This window comes from Mycobacterium pseudoshottsii JCM 15466, from assembly GCF_003584745.1.
GTDB lineage: Bacteria > Actinomycetota > Actinomycetes > Mycobacteriales > Mycobacteriaceae > Mycobacterium > Mycobacterium marinum.
Map to the genome: position 1 here is coordinate 5660241 of NZ_AP018410.1, position 24385 is coordinate 5684625.

Sequence of the window (24385 nt, forward strand, 5' to 3'; positions counted from 1 at the left end):
GGTCAGCCATGGTCAGTTTTCCGATGTTGCCCCCGGAGATCAATTCGCTGCGAATGTTCAACGGTGCGGGTTCTACGCCGATGCTGCAGGCGTCGGCGGACTGGAATGGCCTCGCCGAGGAGTTGGGCGCCGCGGCGGATTCGTTTTCCGCTGTGACCTCCGGCCTGGCCGGACAGGCTTGGCAAGGCGCGGCATCGGCGGCTATGACGGCCGCGGCCAGCCCCTATGCGGGGTGGTTGAGTGCGGCGGCGGCGCGGGCCGCCGGCGCGGCCGGCCAAGCCCAGGCGGTAGCCAGCGCATTCGAGGCGGCGCGGATGGCGATGATCCCTCCGCTGGCCGTGGCGGCCAACCGGAATGTGTTTGTGCAGTTGGTGCGGTCGAACTTCTTCGGGTTCAATGCGCCGGCGATCATGGCAGCCGAGTCACAGTACGAAGAGATGTGGGCCGCAGACGTGGCCGCGATGACCGGCTACCACTCCGGCGTGTCGGCGGCGGCGGCAAGTTTGAATCCCTTCCAGCAGTTGTTGCAGGCGCTGCCGAACATAGGGCTCGGCAATAAGGGCGGCACCGGGAACATCGGCAGCGGAAACACCGGCAGCACCAACATCGGCAACGGAAACACCGGCAGCTCCAACTTCGGCGGCGGCAACGTCGGCAGCAACAACATCGGCGATGGGAACCTGGGCAGCGGCAACTGGGGCAGCGGCAACCTCGGCAACGAAAACATCGGTTTCGGAAACACCGGCAACCCGCTCACCAGCTCTAATCCGGGCATCAACTTCGGGTTGGGCAACTGGGGCAACGGGAACTTCGGCATCGGTAACCGCGGCGACCTCAACGTTGGCGCCGGCAACAGCGGTGACGGGAACCTGGGCTTTGGACTTACCGGCGACAATCTGGTCGGCTTCGGGAATGCCTACTACGACTCGACAACCGGTCAGTTCACGTTCAATGGACTGAACTCGGGCACCGGGAATTTCGGAATCGGCAACTCGGGTACGAACAATATCGGCTTCTTCAACTCCGATAATGGAAACTTCGGCGTCTTCAATGCGGGCCTCTCGTCCACTAGCGCCTTCGGCAACTTCGGCGTCGGGAACTCGGGCACCGGCAACGTCGGTTTCGGCAACTCCGACATCGGCAACTTCGGCGTCGGGAACTCGAGTGTCCTCAACACCGGCTTCTTCAACTCGGCCAGTGGCAACACCGGCTTCGGCAACGCGGGCAGCACCAACACGGGCTTCCTGAATTCGGGCGACGTCAATACTGGATCCGGCAATTCCGGTCACACGAATACGGGTTTGTGGAATTCGGGCGACGTGAACACCGACATCGGTTCCACCGCCGACACCGGCGACACGAACTCGGGCTTCAACAATACCGGGAGCAATGTCTCGGGCTTCTTCAACACTGCCACCGGAACGTTTGCCGGCGACATCTCGGGCATGTTCAACCAGGCCAGCGGCGGCACCGTAAACGGCATCATCTCCGGCATCGGGAATACCGGCGTCGCGGACAGCCTCCCCGGGATTGCCGGCAACCTCACGGGGTTGTTCAACACGGGCAGCAATATGTCGGGCGTGTTCAGCCTAGAAGAACTGCTGAAACAGCTAGCGGGGTAACCGATCCGGCCGTCCCGGCGCCCAAGATCGGGCTGCGGCAACACATTTGCCAGTGATGCGGCCGCGACAACCCGATCAGGGGTGCTGACTGGAGACCGAAATCACCTCTCCGGTCAGATAGCTCGAGTACTCGCTGGCCAGAAACGCGATGGTAGCCGCCACTTCCCACGGTTCGGCGGCGCGTCCGAACGCCTCACCGGCGGACAGCCGGTCGAGTAGCTCGGCAGAGGTGGTCTTGTCCAGGAACTTGTGCCGGGCGATGCTAGGTGACACCGCATTGATCCGCACCCCATACTCCGCGGCTTCTATTGCGCTACAGCGAGTTAACGCCATGACGCCGGCCTTGGCCGCGGCGTAGTGCGACTGCGAGTGCTGTGCCCGCCAGCCCAACACGCTGGCATTGTTGACGATCACTCCACCATGCGGCGCCTCACGGAAGTAGCGAAGTGCGGCTCGAGTGGCCCGGAACACCGATGTGAGCGTCACGTCCAGGACGCGATCCCACTCGTCGTCGGTCATATCGGCCACCGGGGTCTGCCCGCCCAACCCGGCGTTGTTGACCAACACGTCAAGGCGGCCCATGCGGGCGGTGGTCGAGTCGATCAGCGCGTCGACCTGTGCGGTGGAACTCACGTCGCACAGCACGCTTTCGACCCGGCCCAGTCCCAGCGCGGACAGTTCGGCGGCGGTTTCGCCGAGCCGTCGCTCGTGGTGGTCGGAAATCACCACGTCGGCGCCTTCGGCCAGGGCACGGCGCGCCGTCGCCGAACCGATGCCGGTGCCGGCCGCCGCGGTCACCACCACGACCTTGTCAGCCAAAAGGCCATGTCCGGCAATTTCTTTCGGTGCTTCAGACAAGCTCATCCCTTGGCCTCCCGGGGCAGGCCGAGCACCCGCTCGGCAATGATGTTGCGCTGAATCTCGTTGGATCCGCCGTAGATCGTGTCAGCGCGGGTGAACAAGAACAGCCGCTGCCATTCATCGAACTCGCCGTCGGCCAGCGTCAAGCCCGGCTTGCCGATCACATCCATCGCCAGTTCGCCGAGACTGCGATGCCAGTTGGCCCACAGCAACTTCGAAACGTTGTCCTGGCCGGGCTGCTCAACATCCATGGCGGCCAGGGCATACGAACGCATTGCCCGTAGTCCGGTCCACGCCCGGGTCAGGCGTTCCCGGATGAACGGATCGTCGGCGGCGCCGGTGCGCCGCACGAGAGCGGCCAGATCGGAAAGCTCACGGGCATAGACGATCTGCTGCCCCAGCGTCGAGACGCCCCGCTCGAAGGTCAGCGTGCCCAGCGCGACGCGCCAGCCGTCACCCGGTGCGCCGACCACCAAGTCAGCATCGGTGCGGGCGTCGTCGAAGAACACCTCATTGAACTCCACGGTACCGGTGATCTGGACGATCGGCCGGATCTGCACGCCGGGCTGATCCAGCGGGACCAGCAGATACGACAGCCCGGCATGGCGTTTGGAGCCCTTCTCGGTTCGCGCGACCACGAAGCACCACTGCGAAAGATGAGCCAGCGACGTCCATACCTTCTGGCCGTTGATTACCCATTGATCACCGTCGAGTTCGGCGGTGGTCGCCACATTGGCCAGGTCACTACCGGCGCCGGGCTCGGAATACCCCTGGCACCACAGCTCGGTGACGTCGAGGATGCGCGGCAGGAAGCGCTGCTGTTGTTCGGGTGTCCCGAAGGCGATCAGCGTTGGCCCGAGCAGCTCTTCACCGAAGTGGTTGACCTTGTCCGGCGCATCCGCGCGCGCGTATTCCTCGTAGAAAGCCACGCGGTGGGCGGTCAAGAGCCCCCGGCCGCCATGCTCGACCGGCCACCCCAGGCAGGTCAGCCCGGCCGCGGCCAGATGCTGGTTCCAGGCCCGGCGTTCCTCGAAAGCCTCGTGTTCACGTCCCGGCCCGCCGAGCCCCTTGAGCGTTGCGAATTCCCCGACCAGATTGGCCGCGAGCCAGCCGCGGACCTCCGCCCGAAACTCCTCGACGTCCTGCATGCCCTGTAGGCTAACCTACCAAGCACTTGCTTTGTTAGCCCCGGCGGTCGCCGCGTGAGGAGGAGCGTCGATGACCAGCGATCCCCGCACCGTGCCCACGGCGCTGGATCGGCTCGTGCACCGGTTACCCAACCACGATGCACTGGTTACCGAGGAGCGCAGCTTCACGGTTTCCGAGCTGAATGACGAGGTTTATCGAGCGGCGGCCGCGCTGATCGAGCTGGGCGTCAAGCCTGCGGCTCGGGTGGGCATCTGGTCGCCCAACACCTGGCACTGGGTGGTGGCTTGCCTGGCGATCCACCACGTCGGCGCGGCAATGGTCCCGCTCAACACCCGCTACACCGCCGACGAGGCCGCCGACATCCTGGCCCGGACCGAGGCGCCCGTGCTGTTCGCGATGGGACACTTCCTCGGCAGCGACCGGGTGGCAGGCCTTGACCGCAAAGCGTTGCCCGCACTGCGGCACATCGTGCGGATACCGATCGAAGAACCCGACGGCACTTGGGACGAGTTCATCGAGACCGGCACCGACACCGGCGCGGTGACCGCCCGCGCCGCCGCGGTCAGCCCCGACGACGTGAGCGACATTCTCTTCACCTCCGGCACCACCGGGCGGAGCAAGGGCGTCCTGTGCGCGCACCGGCAGTCGCTATCGGCCTCGGCGTCTTGGGCAGCCAACGGAAAGATCACCGCCGACGACCGTTACCTGTGCATCAACCCGTTCTTCCACAACTTCGGCTACAAGGCCGGCATCCTGGCCTGCCTACAAACCGGCGCAACATTGTTCCCGCATTTGACGTTTGATCCACTGCGCACCCTGCAGGCGATCGAACGACACCGCATCACCGTGCTGCCCGGCCCGCCGACCATCTATCAGACCCTGCTCGACCACCCCGCGCGCGACGACTACGACCTGAGTTCGCTGCGATTCGCGGTGACCGGAGCGGCCACCGTACCCGTCGTGCTGGTGGAACGCATGCAGTCAGAACTCGATATCGACATCGTGCTGACCGCTTACGGCCTGACCGAGGCAAACGGCATGGGAACCATGTGCCGAGCCGACGACGATGCGCTGACGGTCGCCACCACCTGCGGGCGGCCCTTCGCGGACTTCGAATTGCGGATTGGCCCCGACACCGGGGAAGTGCTGCTGCGGGGCCCCAACGTCATGCTCGGCTATCTCGACGACCCGCGGGCCACCGCCGCCGCGATCGACGCCGACGGCTGGTTACACACCGGAGACATCGGAGTCCTCGATGAGGCGGGCAACCTGCGGATCACCGACCGGCTCAAGGACATGTACATCTGCGGCGGGTTCAACGTCTATCCCGCCGAGGTCGAGCAGGTACTGGCCCGGCTCGACGGTGTCGCCGACGTCGCGGTGATCGGGATTCCGGACCACCGACTGGGCGAAGTGGGCCGGGCGTTCATCGTCGCCCGACCCGGCTTCAATCTCGATGAGAAATCGGTGATCGATTACACCCGTGAACATTTGGCGAACTTCAAGGCACCGCGCTCGGTTCGCTTCGTCGATACGTTGCCCCGCAACGCGGGCGGCAAAGTAGTCAAACCGCAACTGCGAGAGCTGGCCTAAATGGATTTGGATCTTGACGAAGAGACCCTGGCTTTCCAGGGCGAAGTGCGCGAGTTCCTGGCGGCCAACGCCGAGGTCATGCCGACCAAGTCATACGACAATGCGCAAGGCTTCGCCCAGCATCGAGTTTGGGACCGAGTGCTCTTCGACGCGGGCCTGTCGGTGATCACCTGGCCGAAACAGTACGGCGGCCGCGACGCGCCCCTGCTGCACTGGGTGATCTTCGAAGAGGAGTACTTCCGCGCCGGAGCACCGGGCCGGGCCAGCGCCAACGGTACCTCGATGCTGGCCCCCACCCTGTTCGCGCACGGTACCGCCGAGCAGCTAGACCGCATCCTGCTCAAAATGGCCAGTGGCGAACAGATCTGGGCACAAGCCTGGTCGGAGCCCGAATCAGGCAGCGATCTGGCGTCACTGCGATCCACTGCCACCAAGACCGACGGAGGCTGGCTACTCAACGGCCAGAAGATCTGGAGCTCGCGCGCACCATTCGCCGACATGGGATTCGGACTGTTCCGCTCCGACCCGTCAGCACAGCGCCATCGTGGGCTGACGTACTTCATGTTCGACCTGAAGGCCAAAGGGATTACCATTCGCCCGATCGTCCAACTCGGCGGCGACACCGGCTTTGGTGAAATCTTCCTCGATGACGTGTTCGTGCCCGACCAGGACGTCATCGGTGCACCCAATGACGGTTGGCGCGCGGCGATGAGCACGTCGAGCAACGAGCGAGGCATGTCGCTGCGCAGTCCGGCTCGCTTCATGGCGGCTGCCCAGAAGCTGGTTCAGCTGTGGAAGGACGCCGGCTCGCCCCCCGAGTTCGCCAACCGAGTGGCCGATGCCTGGATCAAGGCGCAGGCCTATCGGCTGCAGACCTTCGGCACCGTGACCAGGCTGGCGGCCGGCGGTGAGTTGGGCGCCGAATCGTCGGTCACCAAGGTGTTCTGGTCCGACCTGGACGTGGATATCCATCAGACCGCGCTCGACATCCGCGGCGCCGACGCCGAGTTGGTCAGCCCGTGGACCGAAGGTCTGCTCTTTGCCCTTGGTGGTCCAATTTATGCCGGTACCAATGAAATCCAGCGCAATATCATTTCGGAGCGGCTGCTGGGCCTGCCACGAGAGAAGAAGTGATCCGTGGAATTTGCACTAGACGAACAGCAGCGCGACTTCGCGGCCAGCATCGACGCGGCCCTCGCGGCCGCCGATCTGCCCGCGGCAGTTCGGGCGTGGTCCGCCGGTGACGTCGCGCCCGGCCACAAGGTGTGGGAGCAGTTGGCCAACCTTGGCGTCACCGCGCTGACCGTGTCGGAGAAGTTCGACGGCCTGGGCGCCCACCCGATCGACCTGGTGGTCGCGCTCGAGCGCCTGGGCCGCTGGTGTGTGCCAGGACCGGTGGCGGAGTCGATTGCGGTGGCACCCGTATTGCTCGCCGACGATGACCGCAGCGCCGGTTTGGCCTGCGGTGAGTTGATCGCCACCGTCGCACTGCCGCCGCACGCACCCCGAGCCGTCGATGCCGATACCGCGGGCCTGGTGCTGGTGGCTGGCGAAAGCGGTGTCTGCGAAGCGGCGGTGGCGGACTGCCACGAGTCCATCGACCCCAGCCGCCGCAGTTACGACGTGACGGCCACTGGTGCTGCGTGGCAGGCAGATGTCAAGCGCGCCTATGAGTTCGGGGCGCTTGCCACCGCGGCCCAGCTGATCGGTGCCGCCGAAGCCTTGTTGGACGCCACCGTCGACTATGCCAAGCAGCGCACCCAGTTCGGCCGGGTGATCGGCTCCTACCAAGCGATCAAGCACAAGCTTGCCGATGTCCATATCGCGATCGAGCTGGCCCGTCCGCTGGTACACGGCGCGGCATTGTCGCTGCAACCCCGCGATGTCAGCGCCGCCAAGGTCGCCGCCGGCGACGCGGCCCTGCTGGCGGCTCGCAGCGCGTTGCAGACCCACGGTGCTATCGGGTTTACCCAGGAACACGACCTGTCGCTGTGGCTGCTGCGAGTGCAGGCGTTGCGTTCGGCGTGGGGTACACCAGAAGTACACCGGCGGCGGGTGCTCGAGGCGCTATGACCCCCGCCAGCGACGATGGGCAGCGCAGCGATGAGAAGGAGCGGCGGCGATGACCCCCGCCGGCGACGATGCAGAGCGCAGCGATGAGAAGGAGCGGCGGCGATGACCGAAGAGCGCGAGATGCTGCGGGAAACCGTCGCCGCCTTGGTGAACAAACACGCAAGCCCCGCGGCGGTTCGCAGCGCAATGGAGTCCGAACGAGGCTACGACGAGACGTTATGGCGGCTGCTGTGTGAGCAGGTTGGCGCCGCGGCCCTGGTGATACCCGAGGAGCTTGGCGGCGCGGGCGGCGAACTGGCCGATGCCGCAATAGTTTTGCAGGAGCTGGGTCGGGCACTGGTACCTTCTCCCCTGCTCGGCACGACGCTCGCGGAGTTGGCCCTGCTGGCCGCTGCCGAACCCGATGCCAAGACGCTGGCCGGGCTGGCCGAGGGCAGCTCGATCGGGGCACTGGTGCTCGACCCCGACTACGTGCTCAACGGGGATACTGCGGATGTCGTCGTCGCCAGCACCGAGGGACAACTGAGCAGGTGGACCCGTTTCAGCGCCCATCGGGTGGCCACCATGGATCCGACCCGCAGACTGGCCCAACTGCGCGCCGAGGAGACGGCTTTTCTGGGTGAAGACCCCGGCCTGGCAGATGCCGCGGGAATTCTGCTGGCGGCCGAACAAATCGGCGCCGCCGAACGCTGCTTGGAGCTAACCGTCGAGTACGCGAAGAGCCGGGTGCAGTTCGGCCGCCCGATCGGCAGCTTCCAGGCGCTCAAGCACCGGATGGCCGACCTGTACGTCGAGGTGGCCGCGGCTCGGGCCGTGGTCACCGAGGCCTGCACTGCGCCGACGCCCACCAGCGCCGCCACCGCGCGGCTAGCGGCCTGTGAAGCGCTGTGCGCGGTGGCCGCCGAGGGCATACAGTTGCACGGCGGCATCGCGATCACCTGGGAACACGACATGCATCTGTATTTCAAGCGAGCACACGGCAGCACCCACCTACTTGCTTCACCGCCAGAGCTGCTGCGCCGATTGGAATCGGAAGCACTAGGAGCCGGGCCATCAATACCATGAATGCCGTGAACACCCACATCGCCCGTAGAGCGGGCATCCCACCGTTTTATGTGATGGACGTCTGGCTGGCGGCCGCCGAACGCCAACGCACCCACGGCGATCTGGTGAACCTTTCGGCGGGCCAGCCCAGCGTCGGCGCACCAGAGCCGATACGTGCCGCCGCGGCCGCCGCCCTGCACCTCAACGAGCTCGGTTACACGGTAGCGCTGGGTATTCCGGAGTTGCGTGCGGCAATCGCCGCGGACTACCACCGCCAACATGGAATCTCGGTCGAACCGGAGGCGGTAGTGATAACCACCGGCTCCTCCGGTGGCTTCTTGCTCACCTTCCTGGCGTGTTTCGATGTGGGCGACCGGGTGGCGCTGGCCAGTCCTGGCTATCCGTGCTACCGGAACATCCTGTCGGCGCTGGGCTGCGAAGTCGTGGAAATCCCGTGCGGGCCCGAGACCCGGTTTCAACCCACCGCGGACATGCTCGCCCAGATCGATCCGCCGGTGCAGGGCGTCATCGTCGCCAGTCCGGCCAATCCGACCGGAACGGTCATTCCGCCGGAGGAACTCGCCGCGATCGCGTCGTGGTGTGATGCCTCGGGCGCCCGACTGATCAGCGATGAGGTCTACCATGGCCTGGTCTATGAGGGCGCGCCGCCGACCAGCTGCGCCTGGCAGACGTCGCGAAACGCGGTGGTAGTAAACAGCTTTTCCAAGTACTACGCGATGACGGGCTGGCGGCTGGGCTGGCTGCTGGTACCAACCGAGCTGCGTCGCGCCGTGGATTGCCTGACCGGCAATTTCACCATCTGCCCACCGGTGCTGTCCCAGGTTGCCGCGGTGTCGGCGTTCACCCCCGAGGCAACCAAGGAAGCCGACGGCAATCTGCGCCACTACGCCAGCAACCGCTCGACGCTGCTCGACGGGCTGCGCCGCATCGGCATCGACCGGCTGGCCCCCACCGACGGCGCCTTCTACGTCTATGCCGATGTCTCCGACTTCACCGACGACTCGCTCAAGTTCTGCTCAAAGTTGCTGGCCGACAACGGCGTTGCCATCGCCCCTGGTATTGACTTCGACACCGCAGGCGGAAATTCCTTCGTCCGGCTGTCATTCGCGGGACCGAGCGAAGACATCCGAGAGGCCCTGCGCAGGATCGAGTCCTGGCTGCCGGAGCGCTAACCGGCCAGAGGCGTCACCGGTCTTCGGCTCCAAAACAAACTTTGTCGATGCGGGCCTCGAGCCGGCCGCGTTCTCCGACGTCGGCAACGTTGATGCCGAACCGGTCGCCCAGCGTGTCGACTACCGCGGCAGCGTCTTCCAACAGGATCTTCTCGGTCCCGCCGCGTCGGTGGATGGCCAAGTTGCGGCCCATCAAGTTCCACCGGGCATCGTCGACGACGGTCGCGGCCATCAACCCGGTGACAAAGTGCGACGTTGGGTGCGTTGAGACGAACCAGCTGCCAACCCTGAGGTCGACTTGCGGCCGCGTCAGCGTGCTGAACTCATAGAGCGCCTGCCACTCGTCGCGGACCATCGCCTGCAGGACCAGCCCGTCGCCACGATCGTCGAGGCGATAGGGTTCCAGAGCTGTTTGCTGAACGGTGCCGGTTTCGAGCCGCAACGGAGCGGTCGGCGTCATCCCACCGAAGCCGACATCGACCAGGTACGGCCCTTGGCAGCCCGGGAAGGTCACCGCCAATACGGTGTGTGTTTGCGCTGGAGTCGGCGCATCCGGCGGGGCCAGCCACACCACACGTCCGGCTAGCCGCCTTACCCGATATCCGATTTCGGCTAACACATAACCGATCAGCCCATTGTGTTCGTAGCAGTAGCCACCGCGACGGCGGTCCACCAGCTTGTCGGCCAGAGCTTCGGGACTTACGTCATCGACCGGCACTCCCATCAACGGGTCCAGGTTCTCGAACGCGATCGCGCCAGTGTGTGCGCTCACTAAATCCCGCAATACGTCCAGCGTCGGGTCGGTTGCACCGCGATAGTTGATGCGGTCGAGGTATCCGGTCAGATCCAGCGCCATAGCGCCATAGTGCTAGGCGCGCCAATCGCCGCGCGACTGCCCAGCGGCGAACTTCGACAGGAAATACCCAAGGGGGTATTATCGGGAGCGCCCTACCCAACCAGGGTGAAGCGTCCGCGACATCGCCGCAGCAGTCGCGAGAAGGAGGAACCGTGGCCGACGTCGAGCTATACCTCGACCCGATTTGTCCGTTTGCGTGGGTCACCTCGCGCTGGCTACTCGAAGCCGCGCAAAGCACGCACACCCCCGTCACCTTGCGCCAGATGAGCCTGGCCGTTCTCAACGAAGGCAAGGACCTCGACGCCAAGCAGCAGCAGATGATGCAGCGATCACGGCAACTGGGACGGCTGTTCGCCGCGGTGACGACCAAGTATGGAGCGGACGCGTTCGCCCGGCTCTATGACTCGATCGGCACCCGCATCCATCTTCGCCGCGAAGAGATCACCCAAGGCGGCATCCGCGAAGCCCTCGCCGAGACCGGCCTGGACGAGTCGCTGTCCGAGACCCTCGACGACAGCGGGCTCGACGACTAGGCCAGGCATGCACACCAGGCCAGCCAGGATGCCCTCGGCGGCACCGCGGGCAGCCCGATCATCGCGGTCGACGGACAAGGCTTTTTTGGACCGGTACTCACCCGGATGCCCAGCGGTGCGGATGGCGTGCGGTTACTCGAAGCGGTGCTCACCGCCGCAAAAACCCCCGAATTCGCGGTCTTGCAGCGGCCCTACCAGGGGCCGCCGGTTCTCGATGGGACGGCCCGCTGATGTGTAGCCCAGTCAAATGCCGAACCTGCGGAAAGGTGACCTGGTCGGGCTGCGGGGCGCACGTGGATCAGGTTCGCGCGATGGTGCCGGAATCCCAGTGGTGCCCCGGCCACCCCAAGGACACCTCGAAACGATTTTGGCCGCCGCGGCGCCCCTGACGACGGGATTTCCCGGTATTTGAGGTAGCGGGCAGGCGGCGTCTCGCGCCGCCCGGTGAACCAACTACTATCTACGTATGTAGATAGTAGTTCGTTGGCCATCGTCACCGAACCCTCGAACTCGACGGGAAGGGAATCACCATGCCCCGCCGCCTGATCGCCTCGCTCGCCGGCATCGCCGCCGCATTGACCATCGCAGCATGCGGTTCGTCCGGAACGGCCTCACCAGCGGGCGCCCCCGCGTCGTCATCGAACGCGGTGGCCAACCGGGCCGCGCATGTCCCGGCCCAACTGCAGTTCACCACCAAAACCATTGATGGGAAGCCCTTCTCGGGAGAGAGCCTGGCGGGAAAGGCCACGGTGTTGTGGTTCTGGACACCGTGGTGCCCCAAGTGCCAACAGGAAGCACCGATCGTGGCTAAAGCCGCGGCCGCCAACCCGGAGGCGACATTCGTCGGGGTGGCCGCCCGCGAGGAAGCCTCCGCGATGCAGGCCTTCGTCGACAAATACCAGTTGGGCGACGTGACCCAACTTGCCGACAGCGACGGCCAGGTGTGGTCCAACTTCGGTGTCACACAGCAACCGGCATGGGCGTTCATCTCCGCCAACGGCGAGGTCGAGGTGGTCAAGGGTGGACTGAGCGAAGCCCAGTTGACCGAGCGGGTCAACGGGCTCACCGGGAAATGATCAATACCGCGGCCCTGAGCTTTGCCTTGGGCGCCGGGCTGGTGGCCGCCCTCAATCCGTGCGGCTTTGCCTTTCTCCCCGGTTATCTGGGCTTGGTGATCGCCGGCAGCCAAGGCACCTCCCGACCACGAGCGGTGCTGCGCGCCGGAGCGGCCACCGCGGGAATGTCGCTCGGCTTCCTCACGGTGTTCGGTGTTTTCGGACTGCTGATTTCACCGGTCATAGCTTCGGCCCAGAGATACCTGCCGTTCGCGACGGTGGTCATCGGGGTGCTGCTTGTCGGTCTTGCCATCTGGCTACTGGCCGGCAAGGAACTCAGCATCATCTTGCCCAAGAGCATGGGGGGTACGCCGACAACTCGGCTCGGTTCCATGTACGGCTACGGCGTGGGCTACGCCGTCGCCTCGCTATCTTGCACCGTTGCGCCGTTTCTCGCGGTGATCAGCACCACCTTCAAACAGGGCTCCGTACTGTCGGGGGTGCTGGCCTTCGTCGCCTATGCCGTCGGAATGACCCTCACGGTGGGCGTAGCGGCGCTCACCGTTGCGCTGGCCGGTTCATCTGCCACCGCAGCGTTTCGGCGCATCTTGCCTTTCGTGGGCCGGATCGCGGGCGTGATCGTCCTCATCACCGGCCTTTACGTCGCCTACTACGGCTACTACGAAATCCGGCTGTATTTCACCAGCGCCGAAACCGACGACCCGGCGATCCAGGCCGCAAGCACGCTGCAGGACAGCTTGATTCGGCTGGTAGACGGGCTCAGCCCGTGGCTGCTACTGGGTGTCGCGGCAGCACTTGTCGCCGTCGCCGTGGGCTGGCACACCCTGGCGCGACGGCGCGCCAGCAATCCCGCCGCGCAATCGCTGCCCGACCCAACGTCATAGCCGACAAGCCAGTCCAAGGAACATCGGCGAAACCACCGCGAGACCGATGGTCGCCCAGAGCATCAACCGCTCCTGCCACCAACTGCGGCGCGACACCGAGATGGCCAGCCGTTCGGCACGAGCCACCGTGGCGGTATTGGCCGCGCCCAATGCGGCCGGCGCCATGGCTGGCCCCTCGGTCAGCGCCAACAGGCCCCGCAGTAACGCCATCTTGCCGTGGCTGCGCACCGCGACGTCGTCGGCGCACATCTCGAGAAGGTCGGCCACCACCTTTGCTGCCGCGGCGAACAGTGGTAGCCGCGGCAGGCTCGACGCCAGCGCCCGCAGCGCCATGAGCAAGTCGTGGTGGCGGCTGGCCAGGTGCGCGTATTCGTGTGCCAGCACGGCCGCCAGCTACGGCTCATCGAGGCGGCCGAGCGCGCCGCTGGTGACCACGATGACCGAGTTCGGACGGCCGGTCACGCAGTAGGCCGCGGGCTGTGGCGCCGGGACCACAACCACGCCGGGCCAGTCGCTGGCTCCTCCGATCGTTCGGGCGGTCGCCGCGTGCAGCCGACTGGCGGATCGCTGGCGCCGCAACTGCCGGCCCATGCGCCAACACGCGATGACGGTGGCCACCGCTCCGGTCGACAGCACACCCACCGCAAGCGCCGAGGCGATCCCGCGCGGCAGGCCCAGTTCGCCGGCAAGGCCCAGCTCTTTGAGGCACAGGGCCAGGGCCCGGTGGCGCCATATGCTGTCCAATACCGCCGCGCCGAGGAACACCAGAGCGCCCACCCATGCGGCAATAGCGGCGAACACCGCGCTCAGCCATGACGCCACCGCCAGCCGCGGGTGCACCCCGGTGCCGGTAACCCGTCGCAGCAGCACCGGCCCTACCCAGATCAGGGCGGATGCGTACGCAAATAAGAGCAAAGCCGCGTTCATGACTCTTCCTGGTCGTCGATGATCCGGCGCAGCGCGTCGCGGACCCGCACAGCATCGTGTTCATCCATCTGTTTCAGAAAAAACGCCAAGACCAGGTCCGAATCGCCGCCGGCGTCGAAGGCATCGTGCATCAGGCGGGCGGAATGCTCTTCGCGAGTCATGGTCGGCCAGTAACTGAACGCCTTGCCCACCCGTTCGCGCTGCAACCAGCCCTTGCGGTGCAGATTGTCCATGGTGGACATCACCGTGGTGTAGGCAATCTGGCGGTCGTGAGCCAGGTCATCGAAGACGCCGCGGCGTACCGTCACGGCCCCGCCGTGGTCCCATACGCGGTCCATGACGACCGTCTCGAGTTCGCCGAAGCGCCGAACCTGCACGGCTCTACTCTCTCGCACGTTCGCGCCGATCGCTATTCCGGTGCCGAACAACCGCGATATGCAGCCGATTCGCGCTTGTTTGATTTCTGTCAAATACGGGGAACCCGGTACAGACGACCACAGCACCACCGACTAGCACCGGAGCCCTCATGAACAGCAGCATGATTTGGATCGTTGTCGGGGTAGTTGCAGCGATAGTCGTGCTCGGCGGCCTGATCGTCGTGGCCAGCAGGACGCGGCGCCACCGCCGGCAACAGCAGGCCGAAGAGATTCGCGAGCAGGCCCGACTTCAGGCCGCCCAACTGGAACGACGTCGGGCACTCGCCGACGAAACCGCCGCCAAGGCGCGCGCCGCCCAAGCCGAGGCCGAGGTGAAGGCCGCCGAAGCCGCGCGGTTGCAGGAACGCGCGGCCCAACACCAAAGCGAGGCCGAAGCGACCCGGACGCAACTAGACGAGCAGTGGCAACGCGCCGAGGACCTGGCCCCAGAAGCCGGGGCGCAATCATCGCAGACCGCTTCGCAAAGCGACGCCGTGGACACCGGTAGCAGCCGGTAACCGAAGGCGGGCGTAGCGCCACGGCGAAATTTTCCCCTTGATTTTCGCCGTGGCGTTGCGTTCGCGGGAAGAGGGAGGCAGCCCGCTAGAGCCAGGTGTCCTGGGTCGTTGCGGTCAAAAACGCTTCCAGGTCGTCACGCCACTGAGCGGGCGTGGTCTTGTCCGGTTCGATGCCCGTGTAGTCGCCCCGGTAGAACAGCAGCGGCCGAGGCTTGATCTTGGGCACTTCCGATAGCGAATGAACCGCGCCGAAGACCACGAAGTGATCTCCGCCGTCATGCACCGAGGCCACCGTGCAATCGATGTAGGCCAGCGACCCATCAATGATCGGCGAACCGAGTTCAGAAGGGCGCCAATCGATACCGGCGAACTTGTCGGACTCCTTGGACCCGAACCGCGCCGACACGGACTTTTGTTTCTCGGTGAGCACGTTCACGCAGAACCGGCCGCTGGCCTCGATGGCTTTCCAGGAACGCGACACCTTGGTCGGACAGAACAACACCAGCGGCGGGTCCAGCGACAGCGCCGCAAAAGACTGACACGCAAACCCACTCGGCACGTCGTCATGCACCGTGGTGATGATGGTGATCCCGGTGCAGAACTGTCCGAGCACGTGGCGAAATGTGCGCGGGTCGATCGGGTCAGCCGCCATTGTCGTCCGAGCTAGCCGCGAGCGCCGACCGTGAAGTCATGGCCCCACAGACTGACCGCTGTACTTTCCCGGGCGATCCAATCGTGGTCATCGACCTGTCTTCCCTCACAACCGAATTCAACATCGAACCCGCCGGGCGTCTTCATGTAGAACGACAGCATCAGGTCGTTGACATGCCGGCCCAGGGTGGCCGACATGGGTACTTTGCGATGCAACGCGCGGTCCAGGCACAGACCCACGTCGTCGGAATTCTGCACCTCGACCATCAAATGCACGATGCCGCTGGGCGTCGGTAGCGGCAGGAAAGCCAGCGAATGGTGGCGGGGATTGCAGCCGAAGAAGCGCAACCAGGCCGGCGCTCCGTCAGCGGGACGGCCAACCACCTGCGGCGGCATCCGCATCGAGTCACGCAGCTTGAAGCCCAGCACATCCCGATAGAAGTGCAGCGCCTCGGCGTCGTCGCGGGTGGTCAGCACGACGTGCCCCAGCCCCTGCTCACCGGTGACAAACTTGTGCCCATACGGGCTCACCACCCGCCGGTGCTCCAGCGCGGCGCCGTGGAACACCGCCAGCGGGTTTCCCGATGGGTCGGAGAACAAGATCATCTCGTCGACGCGGCGGTCCGCCAGTTCGGCGGCGGTAGCTTCCTTGTAGGGCGTGCCTTCCACGTCGAGCCGATTCCGGATTTCTTGCAGCCCTTGGGCATCCGCACATTCCCAGCCGGCCTCGGCTAACCGGTCCTGGGTGCCGGGCACGATCACCAGCCGGGCCGGAAAGTCATCCATGCGCAGATACAGCGCACCCTCGGTACTGCCTTTTCCCTCGACCATGCCGAGCACCTTGAGCCCGTACTCGCGCCAGGCAGCCATATCGGTGGCTTCGATGCGCAGATAGCCCAGCGAACGGATGCTCATCTCGCACCTCCTAAGAAATCAATGGTCAACCGGTTGAACTCGTCAAACTTCTCCACCTGCGCCCAATGTCCGCACTGCCCGAAGACGTGCAGCTGGGCGCGCGGGATCGTTTTCAGCGCCACCAGCGCTCCGTCGAGCGGATTCACCCGATCCTCACGACCCCAGATCAGCAGTACCGGCTGACGCAGCTTGTAAACTTCGCGCCACATCATGCCGAGCTCGAAATCCGCTGCGGCAAAAGACTTTCCCATTGCCCGCGTGGCGGCCAGCGACTCAGGTGTGCGGGCCAGTTCAAAACGCTGGTCCACCAGCTCGGGGGTGATCAGCTTCTGGTCGTAGACCATGACCCGCAGGAACGCCTCGAGGTTCTCCCGGGTGGGTGCGACCGAGAACTTCCCCAGCCGTTTCACCCCTTCGGTCGGGTCAGGCGCAAACAGGTTGATGCTCAACCCGCCCGGTCCCATCAACACCAAACGTCCGGCCCGGTCCGGGTAGTCGAGCGCAAAGCGCACCGCGGTGCCGCCGCCCAGCGAATTGCCCACCAACGGAACGCGTCCCAGCCCCAATTGGTCGAACAATTGCTTGAGCGCCCTAGCCGCATAATGATTGAACTGGCCGTGCTCGGCCCGCTTGTCGGAGTGACCGTATCCGGGCTGGTCGACGGCCAGCACGTGGAACTGCTGGGCCAGCACCTCGATATTGCGGGCGAAGTTCGACCAGCTCGACGACCCGGGTCCGCCGCCGTGCAACAGCACCACGGTCTGATCGTTGCCGACGCCCGCTTCGTGATAGTGCAGCTTCAGCGGTCCGTCGACGTCGACCTCGGCATAGCGCGAGGTGGATTCGAATGTGTGCTCTGCAGTCTTGGACTGGGTCACTGTCATCAGACCATGGTGTCGCCGGCCGGCAACCCGAATTCGTTGTTCCCGAATATCACGTAAGCACGCTCGGGGTCGTTGGCCGCATGCACCCGACCGGCGTGCGCGTCGCGCCAGAACCGCTGAATAGGAGCGTCATTGGCCAGGGCGGTAGCACCGGAGGCCTCAAACAACCGGTCAATCGAGGCGATCGACCGGCCGGTGGCGCGCACCTGATCACGGCGCGCCCGCGTCCGCAGGTCGAAGGGAATCTCTTTGCCGGCGGACAACAACGCGTACTCGTCACCGACGTTGCCCATCAGCTGTCGCCAGGCGGCGTCGATGTCGCTGGCCGCTTCGGCGATGCGGACCTTTGCGAACGGGTCATCCTTGGCCTTCTCGCCGGCGAATGCGGCACGCACGCGCTTGCCCTGGTGCTCGACGTGCGCGTCGTACGCGCCGTAGGCCATCCCGACGATGGGGGCCGTGATCGTGGTGGGGTGCATTGTGCCCCATGGCATTTTGTAGACGGGTGCGGTGTTGGTCTGCAGCCCGCCCGCGGTGTGGTCGTTCATCGCCTTGTAAGACAGGAACCGGTGCCGTGGCACGAAAACATCTTTGACCACCACGGTGTTGCTGCCGGTGCCTCGCAGACCGACCACATGCCAGACATCGTCGATGCGGTACTCGGTACGGGGAATCAGGAAGCTACCGAAGTCGACCGGGCGGCCGTCCTTAATCACCGGACCACCCGCGAAACACCAGGTCGCGTGATCACAGCCGGATGACCAGTTCCATGAGCCGTTGACCAGGTAGCCGCCGTCGACCACGACGCCCGCGCCCATCGGCGCATAGGACGAGGAGATCCGCGTCTTGGGGTCACTGCCCCAGACCTCTTCCTGGGCAAGCTGATCAAACAGTGCCAGATGCCAGTTGTGCACGCCGATGATCGAGCTCACCCAGCCGGTGGAACCGCACGCGCTCGCCAGCCGCCGCGTCGCCTCGTAGAACAGCGTGGGATCGCACTGCAGGCCGCCCCACTGCTCGGGTTGCAGCAGGGTGAAGAAGCCGACATCTTCGAGTGCCTGGACGGTCTCGTCCGGCAGCCTGCGCAGATCCTCAGTCGCTTGAGCCCGCTCCCGAAGCTGCGGGAGCAGATCATCGATGGCAGCCAGCACCGACTGCGCATCGCGCTGTTGAATCGTCGTCACTTACCTTTGCCTCCTGCGAGTGCGGACTGGGCACCGCGGCCGATGCGGACCCACGGAACAGCCGGGCATGGAACCTAGAGCAAGACTAGAACACGTTCCGATTTGTGTCGAGCAGGGTATTCCTGCACCTGGTAGCGATGTGAATCGAGTTTTCTATAACATGTTCTAGTCGAGACCAAGGAGAGGGCGGCTATTGACCGACGCAATTCCTGACGAGCCACTTGGCAGCCATGTCCTGGAACTGCAGATCGCCGAGGTCGTCGCCGAAACCGACGACGCCCGGTCGCTGGTGTTCGCCGTTCCGGACGGTTCCGATGACCCTCGGATCCCACCGGAGCACCTACGCTACGCGCCCGGCCAGTTTCTGACGCTTCGGGTTCCCAGCGAGCGCACCGGTTCGGTGGCGCGTTGCTACTCGCTGTGCAGCTCGCCGTTTACCGATGACGCGCTGACCGTGACGGTCAAGCGCACCGCCGACGGTTATGCGTCCAACTGGCTGTGCGACAACGCCCATCAGGGGATGCGCATCCATGTGCTGGCGCCGTCGGGCAACTTCGTACCCAAGACGCTCGATGACGACTTTCTGCTGCTGGCGGCGGGAAGCGGGATCACCCCGATCATGTCGATCTGCAAGTCGGCGCTGGCCGAGGGCAGCGGGCAGGTGACGCTGCTCTACGCCAACCGCGACGAACGCTCGGTGATATTCGCCGACGCACTGCGCGAGCTGTCCGCCAAGTATCCGGACCGGCTCACGGTGGTGCATTGGCTCGAGTCGCTGCAGGGACTGCCCAGCGCGACCGCACTGGCACAGCTGACCGCGCCCTTCACCGGCCGAACCGCCTTCATCTGCGGCCCCGGCCCGTTCATGGAGGCCGCGCGCGTCGCCCTGCAGACCCTGGATGTGCCTGCCGGGCAAGTGCATATCGAGGTGTTCAAGTCGCTGGAGTCGGATCCGTTCGCGGCGGTGACGGTCGAGGACTCCGCGGCCGAACCACCGGCCACGGCGGTGGTGGAACTGGACGGACAAACCCACACCGTGTCCTGGCCGCGCAGCGCCAAGCTGCTCGACGTGCTGCTGGCCGCCGGTTTGGACGCACCGTTCTCGTGCCGGGAAGGGCACTGCGGCGCCTGCGCGGCCACCCTGCGCAGCGGCAAGGTGAACATGGAAGTCAACGACGTGCTCGAGCAGCAGGATCTCGACGATGGACTGATTTTGGCCTGTCAATCTCACCCGGAATCTGATTCGGTGGAAGTGACCTACGGCGAATAGTCGCGGCGTTAAGTTCACCCAGACGGGTCGACGAGAGGACGCACGATGAGGCGGCTGATGACAGGCCTGGCGATTCCCGCGCTGATGCTCACCTTCTTGCCCAGTCCCACCTCGGCCGCGGCCAGCAATACCGCCACCACCCTGTTCCCGGTCGATGAGACCACCCAACTCGAGACGCACTCGTTCGTCGACTGCCACCCCAACGGCAGCTGCGACTTCGTCGCCGGAGCAAACCTGCGCACCCCAGAAGGCCCGACCGGCTTTCCGCCCGGGTTGTGGGCACGTCAAACCACCGAGATCAGGTCGTCGAATCGATTGGCTTACCTGGACGCGCACGCCACCAGCCAGTTCGAACGGGTGATGAAGCAGGCCGGCTCCGACGTGATCACCACCGTCTACTTCGGCGAGGGCCCACCCGACAAGTACCAGACGACCGGCGTGATCGACTCCGCCAGCTGGGAAACCGGCCAGCCGATGACCAACGTGAATGTCTACGTGTGCACGCACATGCAGGTGGTCTACCCCGGGGTCAACCTCACCTCCCCCAGCACCTGCGCGCAGACCAACTTCTCCTAGCGCTCCCGGCGGCAGCTAGCGCGGCAGACCCAGCAGCCGTTCGGCCGCCACGGTCAGCAGGATCTGTTCGGTGCCACCGGCAATCGTGAGACACCGGGTGTTGAGGAAATCGAACACGGCACGGTTCTCCACCAGACCGCCGCAGGCGGACACATCCATCATGTATTCGGCCAGCGCCTGGCGATAACGCACTCCGATCAGCTTGCGCACGCTGGATTGCGCTCCCGGATCCCGCCCGCCCATGACCAGTTGGGCGATGCGCTGATCGAGCAGTGCACCGGTTTGGGTGGCAACGATCAACCTGGCCAGCCGATCCTGCTGGCCGGTGTCGAGTTCCAGCTCGGCCAGCACCTCGAGCAGCTCTTCCATCGGGTTGCCCAGCGCCGTCCCGGTGGCCATCGCGACCCGCTCGTTGGCCAGTGTGGTGCGGGCCAGCCGCCAGCCGTCGTTGACCGCTCCGACCACCATCTGGTCGGGAATGAACACGTTCTCCAGAAAGACCTCGTTGAACAACGAGTCGCCGGTGATCTCACGCAGCGGCCGGATCTCGATCCCCGGCGCGGTCATGTCCAGCAGGAAGTAGGTGATGCCCTTGTGTTTCGGGGCGTCCGGGTCGGTCCGGGCCAGGCACACGCCCCACCGGGCTTTGTGCGCCGCGGAGGTCCATACCTTCTGTCCGGTCAGCAGCCAGCCGCCGTCACCGCGGACCGCCTTGGTGCGCAGTGACGCCAGGTCCGAACCGGCACCCGGCTCGGAAAACAGCTGACACCAAAGGAAGTCACCACGCAGGGTGCTCGGTACAAAGCGCGCGATCTGTTCGGGCGTGCCGTGTTCGAGGATGGTGGGCGCCGCCCACCACCCGATCACCAGATCCGGCCGCACCACGCCGGCCGCCGCCAGCTCCTGGTCGATCAGCAATTGCTCGGCCGGGGATGCGCCGCGCCCGTAGGGCGCCGGCCAATGCGGTGCCAGCAGGCCGGCTTCGGCCAGGGCGACCTGACGCTTCTGCTCGGGCAGCGCGGCAACGTCTGCGACGGCCGCGGCGATCTCGGGACGCAGGTCGGCCACCTCAGAAAGGTCGATGTCGAGGCGACGACGCACACCGGCCTGGGTCAACGCGGCGACGCGGCGCAGCCAGCGCTCGGCGCCGCCGAGGAATCGGCCGATGCTGTGGGCCCGGCGCAGATACAGATGAGCGTCGTGCTCCCAGGTGCAGCCGATACCGCCGAGCACCTGAATGCAGTCTTTGACATTGGCCTTCGCGGCCGAAATGCCGATGCCGGCGGCCAGCGCCGCCGCGAGTGCGAATTGTTGGTCGTCGGACTCCGCGGCCGCCCGGGCCGCGTCGGCGGCGGCCACGTCGGCCTGCTCGGCCCGGCAGAGCATCTCGGCGCAGAGGTGCTTGATGGCCTGGAAGCTACCGATCGGCTTGCCGAACTGCTCGCGCACCTTGGCGTAGGCCACCGCGGTTTCCAACGCCCACCGGGTGACCCCGGCCGCCTCGGCCGCCAGCACGGTCGCGGTCAGATCCTCGACCCGCTGCCCCAACTCGCCCAGCGACAGCGCCGGCGCCGCGGCCAGTACCACCCGGGCCAGCGGCCGGGAAAAGTCCGTGGCCGCCAATGGCTCCACCGCCACCCCCTCGGCGGTGGTGTCGACGAGCAGCCAACTCGCCCCGGCCGGCAGCAGCACCACGCCGCCGGCGATAGCGCCCAGTACCAGCGGGGCGCTACCCGAGGCGAGGGAGGTGTTCTGGTCGAACTGCAGCTCACCCTCGAGCGCCAGCCCGGCGAACCGCTCGCCCGACGCCAGTGCGGCCAGCAACTGGGGTTCGGCGCCGGCCTCGGCCAGCACCGCGGTGGCCACGGCGGTGCTGGCCACCGGCCCCGGCACCAGCGCCTTGGCCGCTTCCTCGATCATGGCGCACAGGTCCTCGATGGTGCCGCCGGCACCGCCGTGGTCCTCCGGAACCGCAACGCCGAACAGACCCAGTTCGGCCAGGCCGGTGAACACCGGGCGCCAAGCGTCGGCGTTTCCCCGCTCAATTTCACGGCTCGCGGCGGTCGGAATCTCCCCCGCGGCCGCAGTTCGGGCCCAGTCGCGCACCAACTCGCGCGCCGCCAACTGTTGGTCGGAGACAATCGCTACCACCTGCAGTCCTCCGCGTCATCAAATTCACATTGCTCGAACATGTCCGAGAACCGTTCATACTTACTAGAACGTGTTCTAATAGTGCAGACGACCAACGTCAAGTTGGTGGCCATTAGGCCAGTACACGTCGTTGTCCCGGCTACGCGGAGGTGAGAAATTTACGCACAACATGCGTATCGTTTTGCAGCGATCCGCCCGGGAGAGGAGTTGCCCGCCAGATGTCGCCAGCGAACACCAACCCTGGCCGTGCTGCCGACGCACAACCTCGTGAGGTCGTGAAGGTGGCAGTACTGGCTGAATCAGAGCTGGGCTCGGAGGCACAGCGGGAGCGCCGCAAGCGCATCCTGGACGCCACCATGGCCATCGCCTCGAAGGGCGGCTACGAGGCCGTGCAGATGCGTGCCGTGGCCGACCGGGCCGACGTCGCGGTCGGCACGCTGTACCGGTACTTCCCGTCGAAGGTTCATCTGCTGGTGTCGGCGCTGGGCCGCGAGTTCAGCCGCATCGACGCCAAGACGGACCGGTCGGCGATGACCGGCGGCACGCCGTTTCAGCGGCTCAACTTCATGGTCGGAAAACTCAACCGGGCGATGCAGCGCAATCCGCTGCTCACCGAGGCGATGACACGCGCCTACGTGTTCGCCGACGCATCTGCGGCCACCGAGGTCGACCAGGTGGAAAAGCTCATCGACAGCATGTTTGCCCGGGCGATGGCCGACGGCGAGCCCACCGAGGACCAGTACCACATCGCCCGGGTGATTTCCGACGTGTGGCTCTCGAACCTGCTCGCGTGGCTGACCCGGCGCGCCTCGGCCACCGACGTCAGCAAGCGGCTGGATTTGGCGGTACGGCTGCTGATCGGCGATCAGGAGGCGACCGCCTAACACCGGTCAAGCCGGCGGGCCCGCGGTGCGGCCCCGGATCAGCTCGGTATCGAGCAGCTCGACGACCGGCAGACCGGATCGCGGCGGGTTCTGCAGCAGCTCCCCGGCGCGGCGGCCCTTTTGCAGGCTCGGCTGCGACACCGTCGTCAATCCCCGGCTGATCGCTTCGGGCACGCCGTCGAACCCGGTCACGGTCATCTGCCCCGGAACATAAATGCCGTGCCCGCGCAGGTAATCCATGGCCGATAAGGCCAAGATGTCCGCCGTGCACATCAAGGCCGTGATCCGCGGGTTGGCTTCCAGCGCCACCTTGGCCGCGTCGCCACCCGAGGTCGGCAGGTGCTCGTAGCTTTCCACCACGGTCAGCGATTCCGGATCGACACCGGCGGCGGTCATCGCCTCCCACACGCCCGTGATGCGCTCACGCTGCACATCGAAAGTCGGCGACTTGAGCCGCTCGGCATCGACCAGATCTTGGCGCCGGTCCCGGCCCAGGCGCATGGTCAACAGCCCGATCTGACGATGCCCCAAGCTCAGCACGTAATCGGCGATCTTGCGCATCGCCGCCCGGTCGTCGATGCCCACCCTGGACACCCCGGCCAGCTCCTTGGGCTGGTCGACCACCACCACCGGTAGCCGGCGCTGCAGAACCACCTGCAGGTAGGGATCGTCGTCGCGGACCGAGTACACGACGAAACCGTCCACCCCGGCATTGAGCACTGCCGCGGTGCCATCTTCGAGGCTCCGGCTGGCACCGACGGCCACCAACAACAGCCCCTGCCCCAGCTCCTCGCAGGATTGCGCCACACCGGTTACGAAGTCGCGTGCCGCGGGGTCGCTGAAGAAGTAGGTCAGCGGCTCGGCCATCACCAAACCGACGGCGCCCGCTTTTCGAGTCCGCAACGAGCGGGCCACCGGATCAGGCCCCGGATAGCCCATCCGCTTGGCCGTGGCCAGCACCCGTTCACACAGTTCGGCGGAGAGCTGGTCCGGCCGGTTGAAGGCATTCGAGATGGTGCTGCGCGACACCTTGAGTTCGGCTGCCAACGACGCCAGAGTCGCACGCCGCCGCGGAGTGGGACTCACGTTCGGTGAGGCTACAACGCCCCCGGCCGCACGGCCACG

General features: G+C 65.7%; 24 protein-coding genes and 2 pseudogenes. 14 read left to right on the plus strand and 12 right to left on the minus strand.

Annotation, left to right across the window (positions count from 1 at the left end):
• The first annotated feature begins 8 nt into the window (after nucleotides 1-8).
• On the plus strand, nucleotides 9-1622 hold the full coding sequence (locus MPSD_RS25935; RefSeq protein ID WP_020785725.1) for a PPE family protein: 1614 nt from the start codon (nucleotides 9-11) through the stop codon (nucleotides 1620-1622).
• A gap of 75 nt (nucleotides 1623-1697) precedes the next feature.
• On the opposite strand, the gene ipdF is transcribed toward MPSD_RS25935, so the two are convergent.
• Both ipdF and ipdE1 read right to left on the minus strand, forming a co-directional pair.
• On the minus strand, nucleotides 1698-2486 hold the full coding sequence (gene ipdF, locus MPSD_RS25940; RefSeq protein ID WP_015357411.1) for a (5R,7aS)-5-hydroxy-7a-methyl-1-oxo-2,3,5,6,7,7a-hexahydro-1H-indene-carboxyl-CoA reductase: 789 nt from the start codon (nucleotides 2484-2486) through the stop codon (nucleotides 1698-1700).
• Nucleotides 2483-3631, minus strand: coding sequence for an acyl-CoA dehydrogenase IpdE1 (ipdE1, locus tag MPSD_RS25945; RefSeq protein ID WP_020785724.1), 1149 nt, complete (start codon nucleotides 3629-3631; stop codon nucleotides 2483-2485). The genes ipdF and ipdE1 overlap by 4 nt, the downstream gene beginning before the upstream one ends.
• Before the next feature lie 70 nt (nucleotides 3632-3701).
• Between ipdE1 and fadD3 the strand changes: the two genes are divergently transcribed.
• The 6 genes and pseudogenes from fadD3 (at nucleotide 3702) to MPSD_RS25970 (ending at nucleotide 9535) form a co-directional block, all read left to right on the plus strand.
• Nucleotides 3702-5225, plus strand: coding sequence for a 3-((3aS,4S,7aS)-7a-methyl-1,5-dioxo-octahydro-1H-inden-4-yl)propanoate--CoA ligase FadD3 (gene fadD3 / locus MPSD_RS25950; protein WP_020785723.1), 1524 nt, complete (start codon nucleotides 3702-3704; stop codon nucleotides 5223-5225).
• Nucleotides 5226-6359 (plus strand): acyl-CoA dehydrogenase family protein, encoded by a 1134-nt coding sequence (locus MPSD_RS25955; RefSeq protein WP_015357414.1) that lies wholly within the window; start codon nucleotides 5226-5228, stop codon nucleotides 6357-6359. It begins immediately after the preceding gene.
• A gap of 3 nt (nucleotides 6360-6362) precedes the next feature.
• Nucleotides 6363-7298: an acyl-CoA dehydrogenase family protein gene (locus tag MPSD_RS25960; protein WP_020785722.1), complete on the plus strand. Its 936-nt coding sequence runs from the start codon at nucleotides 6363-6365 to the stop codon at nucleotides 7296-7298.
• A 15-nt stretch (nucleotides 7299-7313) separates the two neighbouring features.
• Nucleotides 7314-7387: pseudogene (locus MPSD_RS30950) on the plus strand (hypothetical protein); the annotation flags it as partial.
• Nucleotides 7388-7400: 13 nt separating this feature from the next.
• Nucleotides 7401-8363 (plus strand): acyl-CoA dehydrogenase IpdE2, encoded by a 963-nt coding sequence (gene ipdE2 / locus MPSD_RS25965; protein WP_020785721.1) that lies wholly within the window; start codon nucleotides 7401-7403, stop codon nucleotides 8361-8363.
• Nucleotides 8360-9535: a pyridoxal phosphate-dependent aminotransferase gene (locus MPSD_RS25970; protein WP_015357417.1), complete on the plus strand. Its 1176-nt coding sequence runs from the start codon at nucleotides 8360-8362 to the stop codon at nucleotides 9533-9535. Before ipdE2 ends, MPSD_RS25970 begins: the two co-directional genes overlap by 4 nt.
• Nucleotides 9536-9548: 13 nt before the next feature.
• On the opposite strand, the gene MPSD_RS25975 is transcribed toward MPSD_RS25970, so the two are convergent.
• Complete coding sequence (locus MPSD_RS25975; protein WP_020785720.1) at nucleotides 9549-10391, minus strand: arylamine N-acetyltransferase family protein; 843 nt, start codon at nucleotides 10389-10391, stop codon at nucleotides 9549-9551.
• Nucleotides 10392-10543: 152 nt separating this feature from the next.
• On the opposite strand from MPSD_RS25975, the pseudogene MPSD_RS30620 reads away from it, so the two are divergent.
• The 3 genes and pseudogenes from MPSD_RS30620 to MPSD_RS25990 all read left to right on the plus strand — a co-directional run bounded on the left by MPSD_RS30620 (nucleotide 10544) and on the right by MPSD_RS25990 (nucleotide 12884).
• A pseudogene (locus MPSD_RS30620) lies at nucleotides 10544-11155 on the plus strand (mycothiol-dependent nitroreductase Rv2466c family protein).
• Nucleotides 11156-11454: 299 nt separating this feature from the next.
• Nucleotides 11455-12000 (plus strand): thiol:disulfide interchange protein, encoded by a 546-nt coding sequence (locus tag MPSD_RS25985; protein ID WP_012396581.1) that lies wholly within the window; start codon nucleotides 11455-11457, stop codon nucleotides 11998-12000.
• Nucleotides 11997-12884, plus strand: coding sequence for a cytochrome c biogenesis CcdA family protein (locus MPSD_RS25990; protein ID WP_086085163.1), 888 nt, complete (start codon nucleotides 11997-11999; stop codon nucleotides 12882-12884). The genes MPSD_RS25985 and MPSD_RS25990 overlap by 4 nt, the downstream gene beginning before the upstream one ends.
• Here the strand turns inward: MPSD_RS25990 and MPSD_RS29970 are convergent.
• From MPSD_RS29970 to MPSD_RS26000, 3 genes are read right to left on the minus strand one after another with little or no spacing between them, the layout of a single operon-like run.
• Nucleotides 12879-13268 carry a M48 family metalloprotease gene (locus MPSD_RS29970; RefSeq protein WP_020785717.1) on the minus strand — a complete coding sequence of 130 codons (390 nt, stop codon included), beginning with the start codon at nucleotides 13266-13268 and terminating at the stop codon, nucleotides 12879-12881. The two genes, MPSD_RS25990 and MPSD_RS29970, sit on opposite strands and share 6 nt — an antisense overlap.
• 9 nt (nucleotides 13269-13277) lie before the next feature.
• Nucleotides 13278-13811: a hypothetical protein gene (locus MPSD_RS29975; RefSeq protein ID WP_232022673.1), complete on the minus strand. Its 534-nt coding sequence runs from the start codon at nucleotides 13809-13811 to the stop codon at nucleotides 13278-13280.
• Nucleotides 13808-14188: a BlaI/MecI/CopY family transcriptional regulator gene (locus tag MPSD_RS26000; RefSeq protein ID WP_086085166.1), complete on the minus strand. Its 381-nt coding sequence runs from the start codon at nucleotides 14186-14188 to the stop codon at nucleotides 13808-13810. Before MPSD_RS26000 ends, MPSD_RS29975 begins: the two co-directional genes overlap by 4 nt.
• Nucleotides 14189-14337: 149 nt before the next feature.
• Between MPSD_RS26000 and MPSD_RS26005 the strand changes: the two genes are divergently transcribed.
• Nucleotides 14338-14745, plus strand: a complete 408-nt coding sequence (locus tag MPSD_RS26005) for a hypothetical protein (RefSeq protein WP_011741781.1) — start codon at nucleotides 14338-14340, stop codon at nucleotides 14743-14745.
• An 85-nt stretch (nucleotides 14746-14830) separates the two neighbouring features.
• Here the strand turns inward: MPSD_RS26005 and hsaB are convergent, their stop codons facing one another.
• From hsaB to hsaA, 4 genes are read right to left on the minus strand one after another with little or no spacing between them, the layout of a single operon-like run.
• On the minus strand, nucleotides 14831-15397 hold the full coding sequence (gene hsaB / locus MPSD_RS26010; protein ID WP_011741782.1) for a 3-hydroxy-9,10-secoandrosta-1,3,5(10)-triene-9,17-dione monooxygenase reductase subunit: 567 nt from the start codon (nucleotides 15395-15397) through the stop codon (nucleotides 14831-14833).
• An 11-nt stretch (nucleotides 15398-15408) separates the two neighbouring features.
• A complete protein-coding gene (gene hsaC / locus MPSD_RS26015) occupies nucleotides 15409-16311 on the minus strand; it encodes an iron-dependent extradiol dioxygenase HsaC (RefSeq protein WP_020785714.1) in 903 nt (300 codons plus the stop codon).
• Nucleotides 16308-17195 (minus strand): 4,5:9,10-diseco-3-hydroxy-5,9,17-trioxoandrosta-1(10),2-diene-4-oate hydrolase, encoded by an 888-nt coding sequence (gene hsaD, locus MPSD_RS26020; protein ID WP_036426190.1) that lies wholly within the window; start codon nucleotides 17193-17195, stop codon nucleotides 16308-16310. Before hsaD ends, hsaC begins: the two co-directional genes overlap by 4 nt.
• A complete protein-coding gene (gene hsaA / locus MPSD_RS26025) occupies nucleotides 17195-18379 on the minus strand; it encodes a 3-hydroxy-9,10-secoandrosta-1,3,5(10)-triene-9,17-dione monooxygenase oxygenase subunit (protein ID WP_012396588.1) in 1185 nt (394 codons plus the stop codon). The genes hsaD and hsaA overlap by 1 nt, the downstream gene beginning before the upstream one ends.
• A 193-nt stretch (nucleotides 18380-18572) precedes the next feature.
• Here hsaA and MPSD_RS26030 point away from each other — a divergent pair, with 193 nt between their 5' ends.
• Both MPSD_RS26030 and MPSD_RS26035 read left to right on the plus strand, forming a co-directional pair.
• Nucleotides 18573-19649, plus strand: coding sequence for a ferredoxin--NADP reductase (locus MPSD_RS26030; protein WP_086085162.1), 1077 nt, complete (start codon nucleotides 18573-18575; stop codon nucleotides 19647-19649).
• A gap of 45 nt (nucleotides 19650-19694) precedes the next feature.
• On the plus strand, nucleotides 19695-20225 hold the full coding sequence (locus MPSD_RS26035) for a hypothetical protein (RefSeq protein WP_012396590.1): 531 nt from the start codon (nucleotides 19695-19697) through the stop codon (nucleotides 20223-20225).
• Nucleotides 20226-20240: 15 nt separating this feature from the next.
• Here MPSD_RS26035 and MPSD_RS26040 read toward each other — a convergent pair whose 3' ends face one another.
• A complete protein-coding gene (locus MPSD_RS26040; protein ID WP_020785710.1) occupies nucleotides 20241-22376 on the minus strand; it encodes an acyl-CoA dehydrogenase family protein in 2136 nt (711 codons plus the stop codon).
• 281 nt (nucleotides 22377-22657) lie between these two features.
• Here MPSD_RS26040 and kstR point away from each other — a divergent pair, with 281 nt between their 5' ends.
• Nucleotides 22658-23260 carry a cholesterol catabolism transcriptional regulator KstR gene (gene kstR, locus MPSD_RS26045; protein WP_011741789.1) on the plus strand — a complete coding sequence of 201 codons (603 nt, stop codon included), beginning with the start codon at nucleotides 22658-22660 and terminating at the stop codon, nucleotides 23258-23260.
• A 6-nt stretch (nucleotides 23261-23266) separates the two neighbouring features.
• Here the strand turns inward: kstR and MPSD_RS26050 are convergent, their stop codons facing one another.
• Complete coding sequence (locus MPSD_RS26050; protein ID WP_086085161.1) at nucleotides 23267-24346, minus strand: Rv3575c family transcriptional regulator; 1080 nt, start codon at nucleotides 24344-24346, stop codon at nucleotides 23267-23269.
• Between the last annotated feature and the right edge of the window lie 39 nt (nucleotides 24347-24385).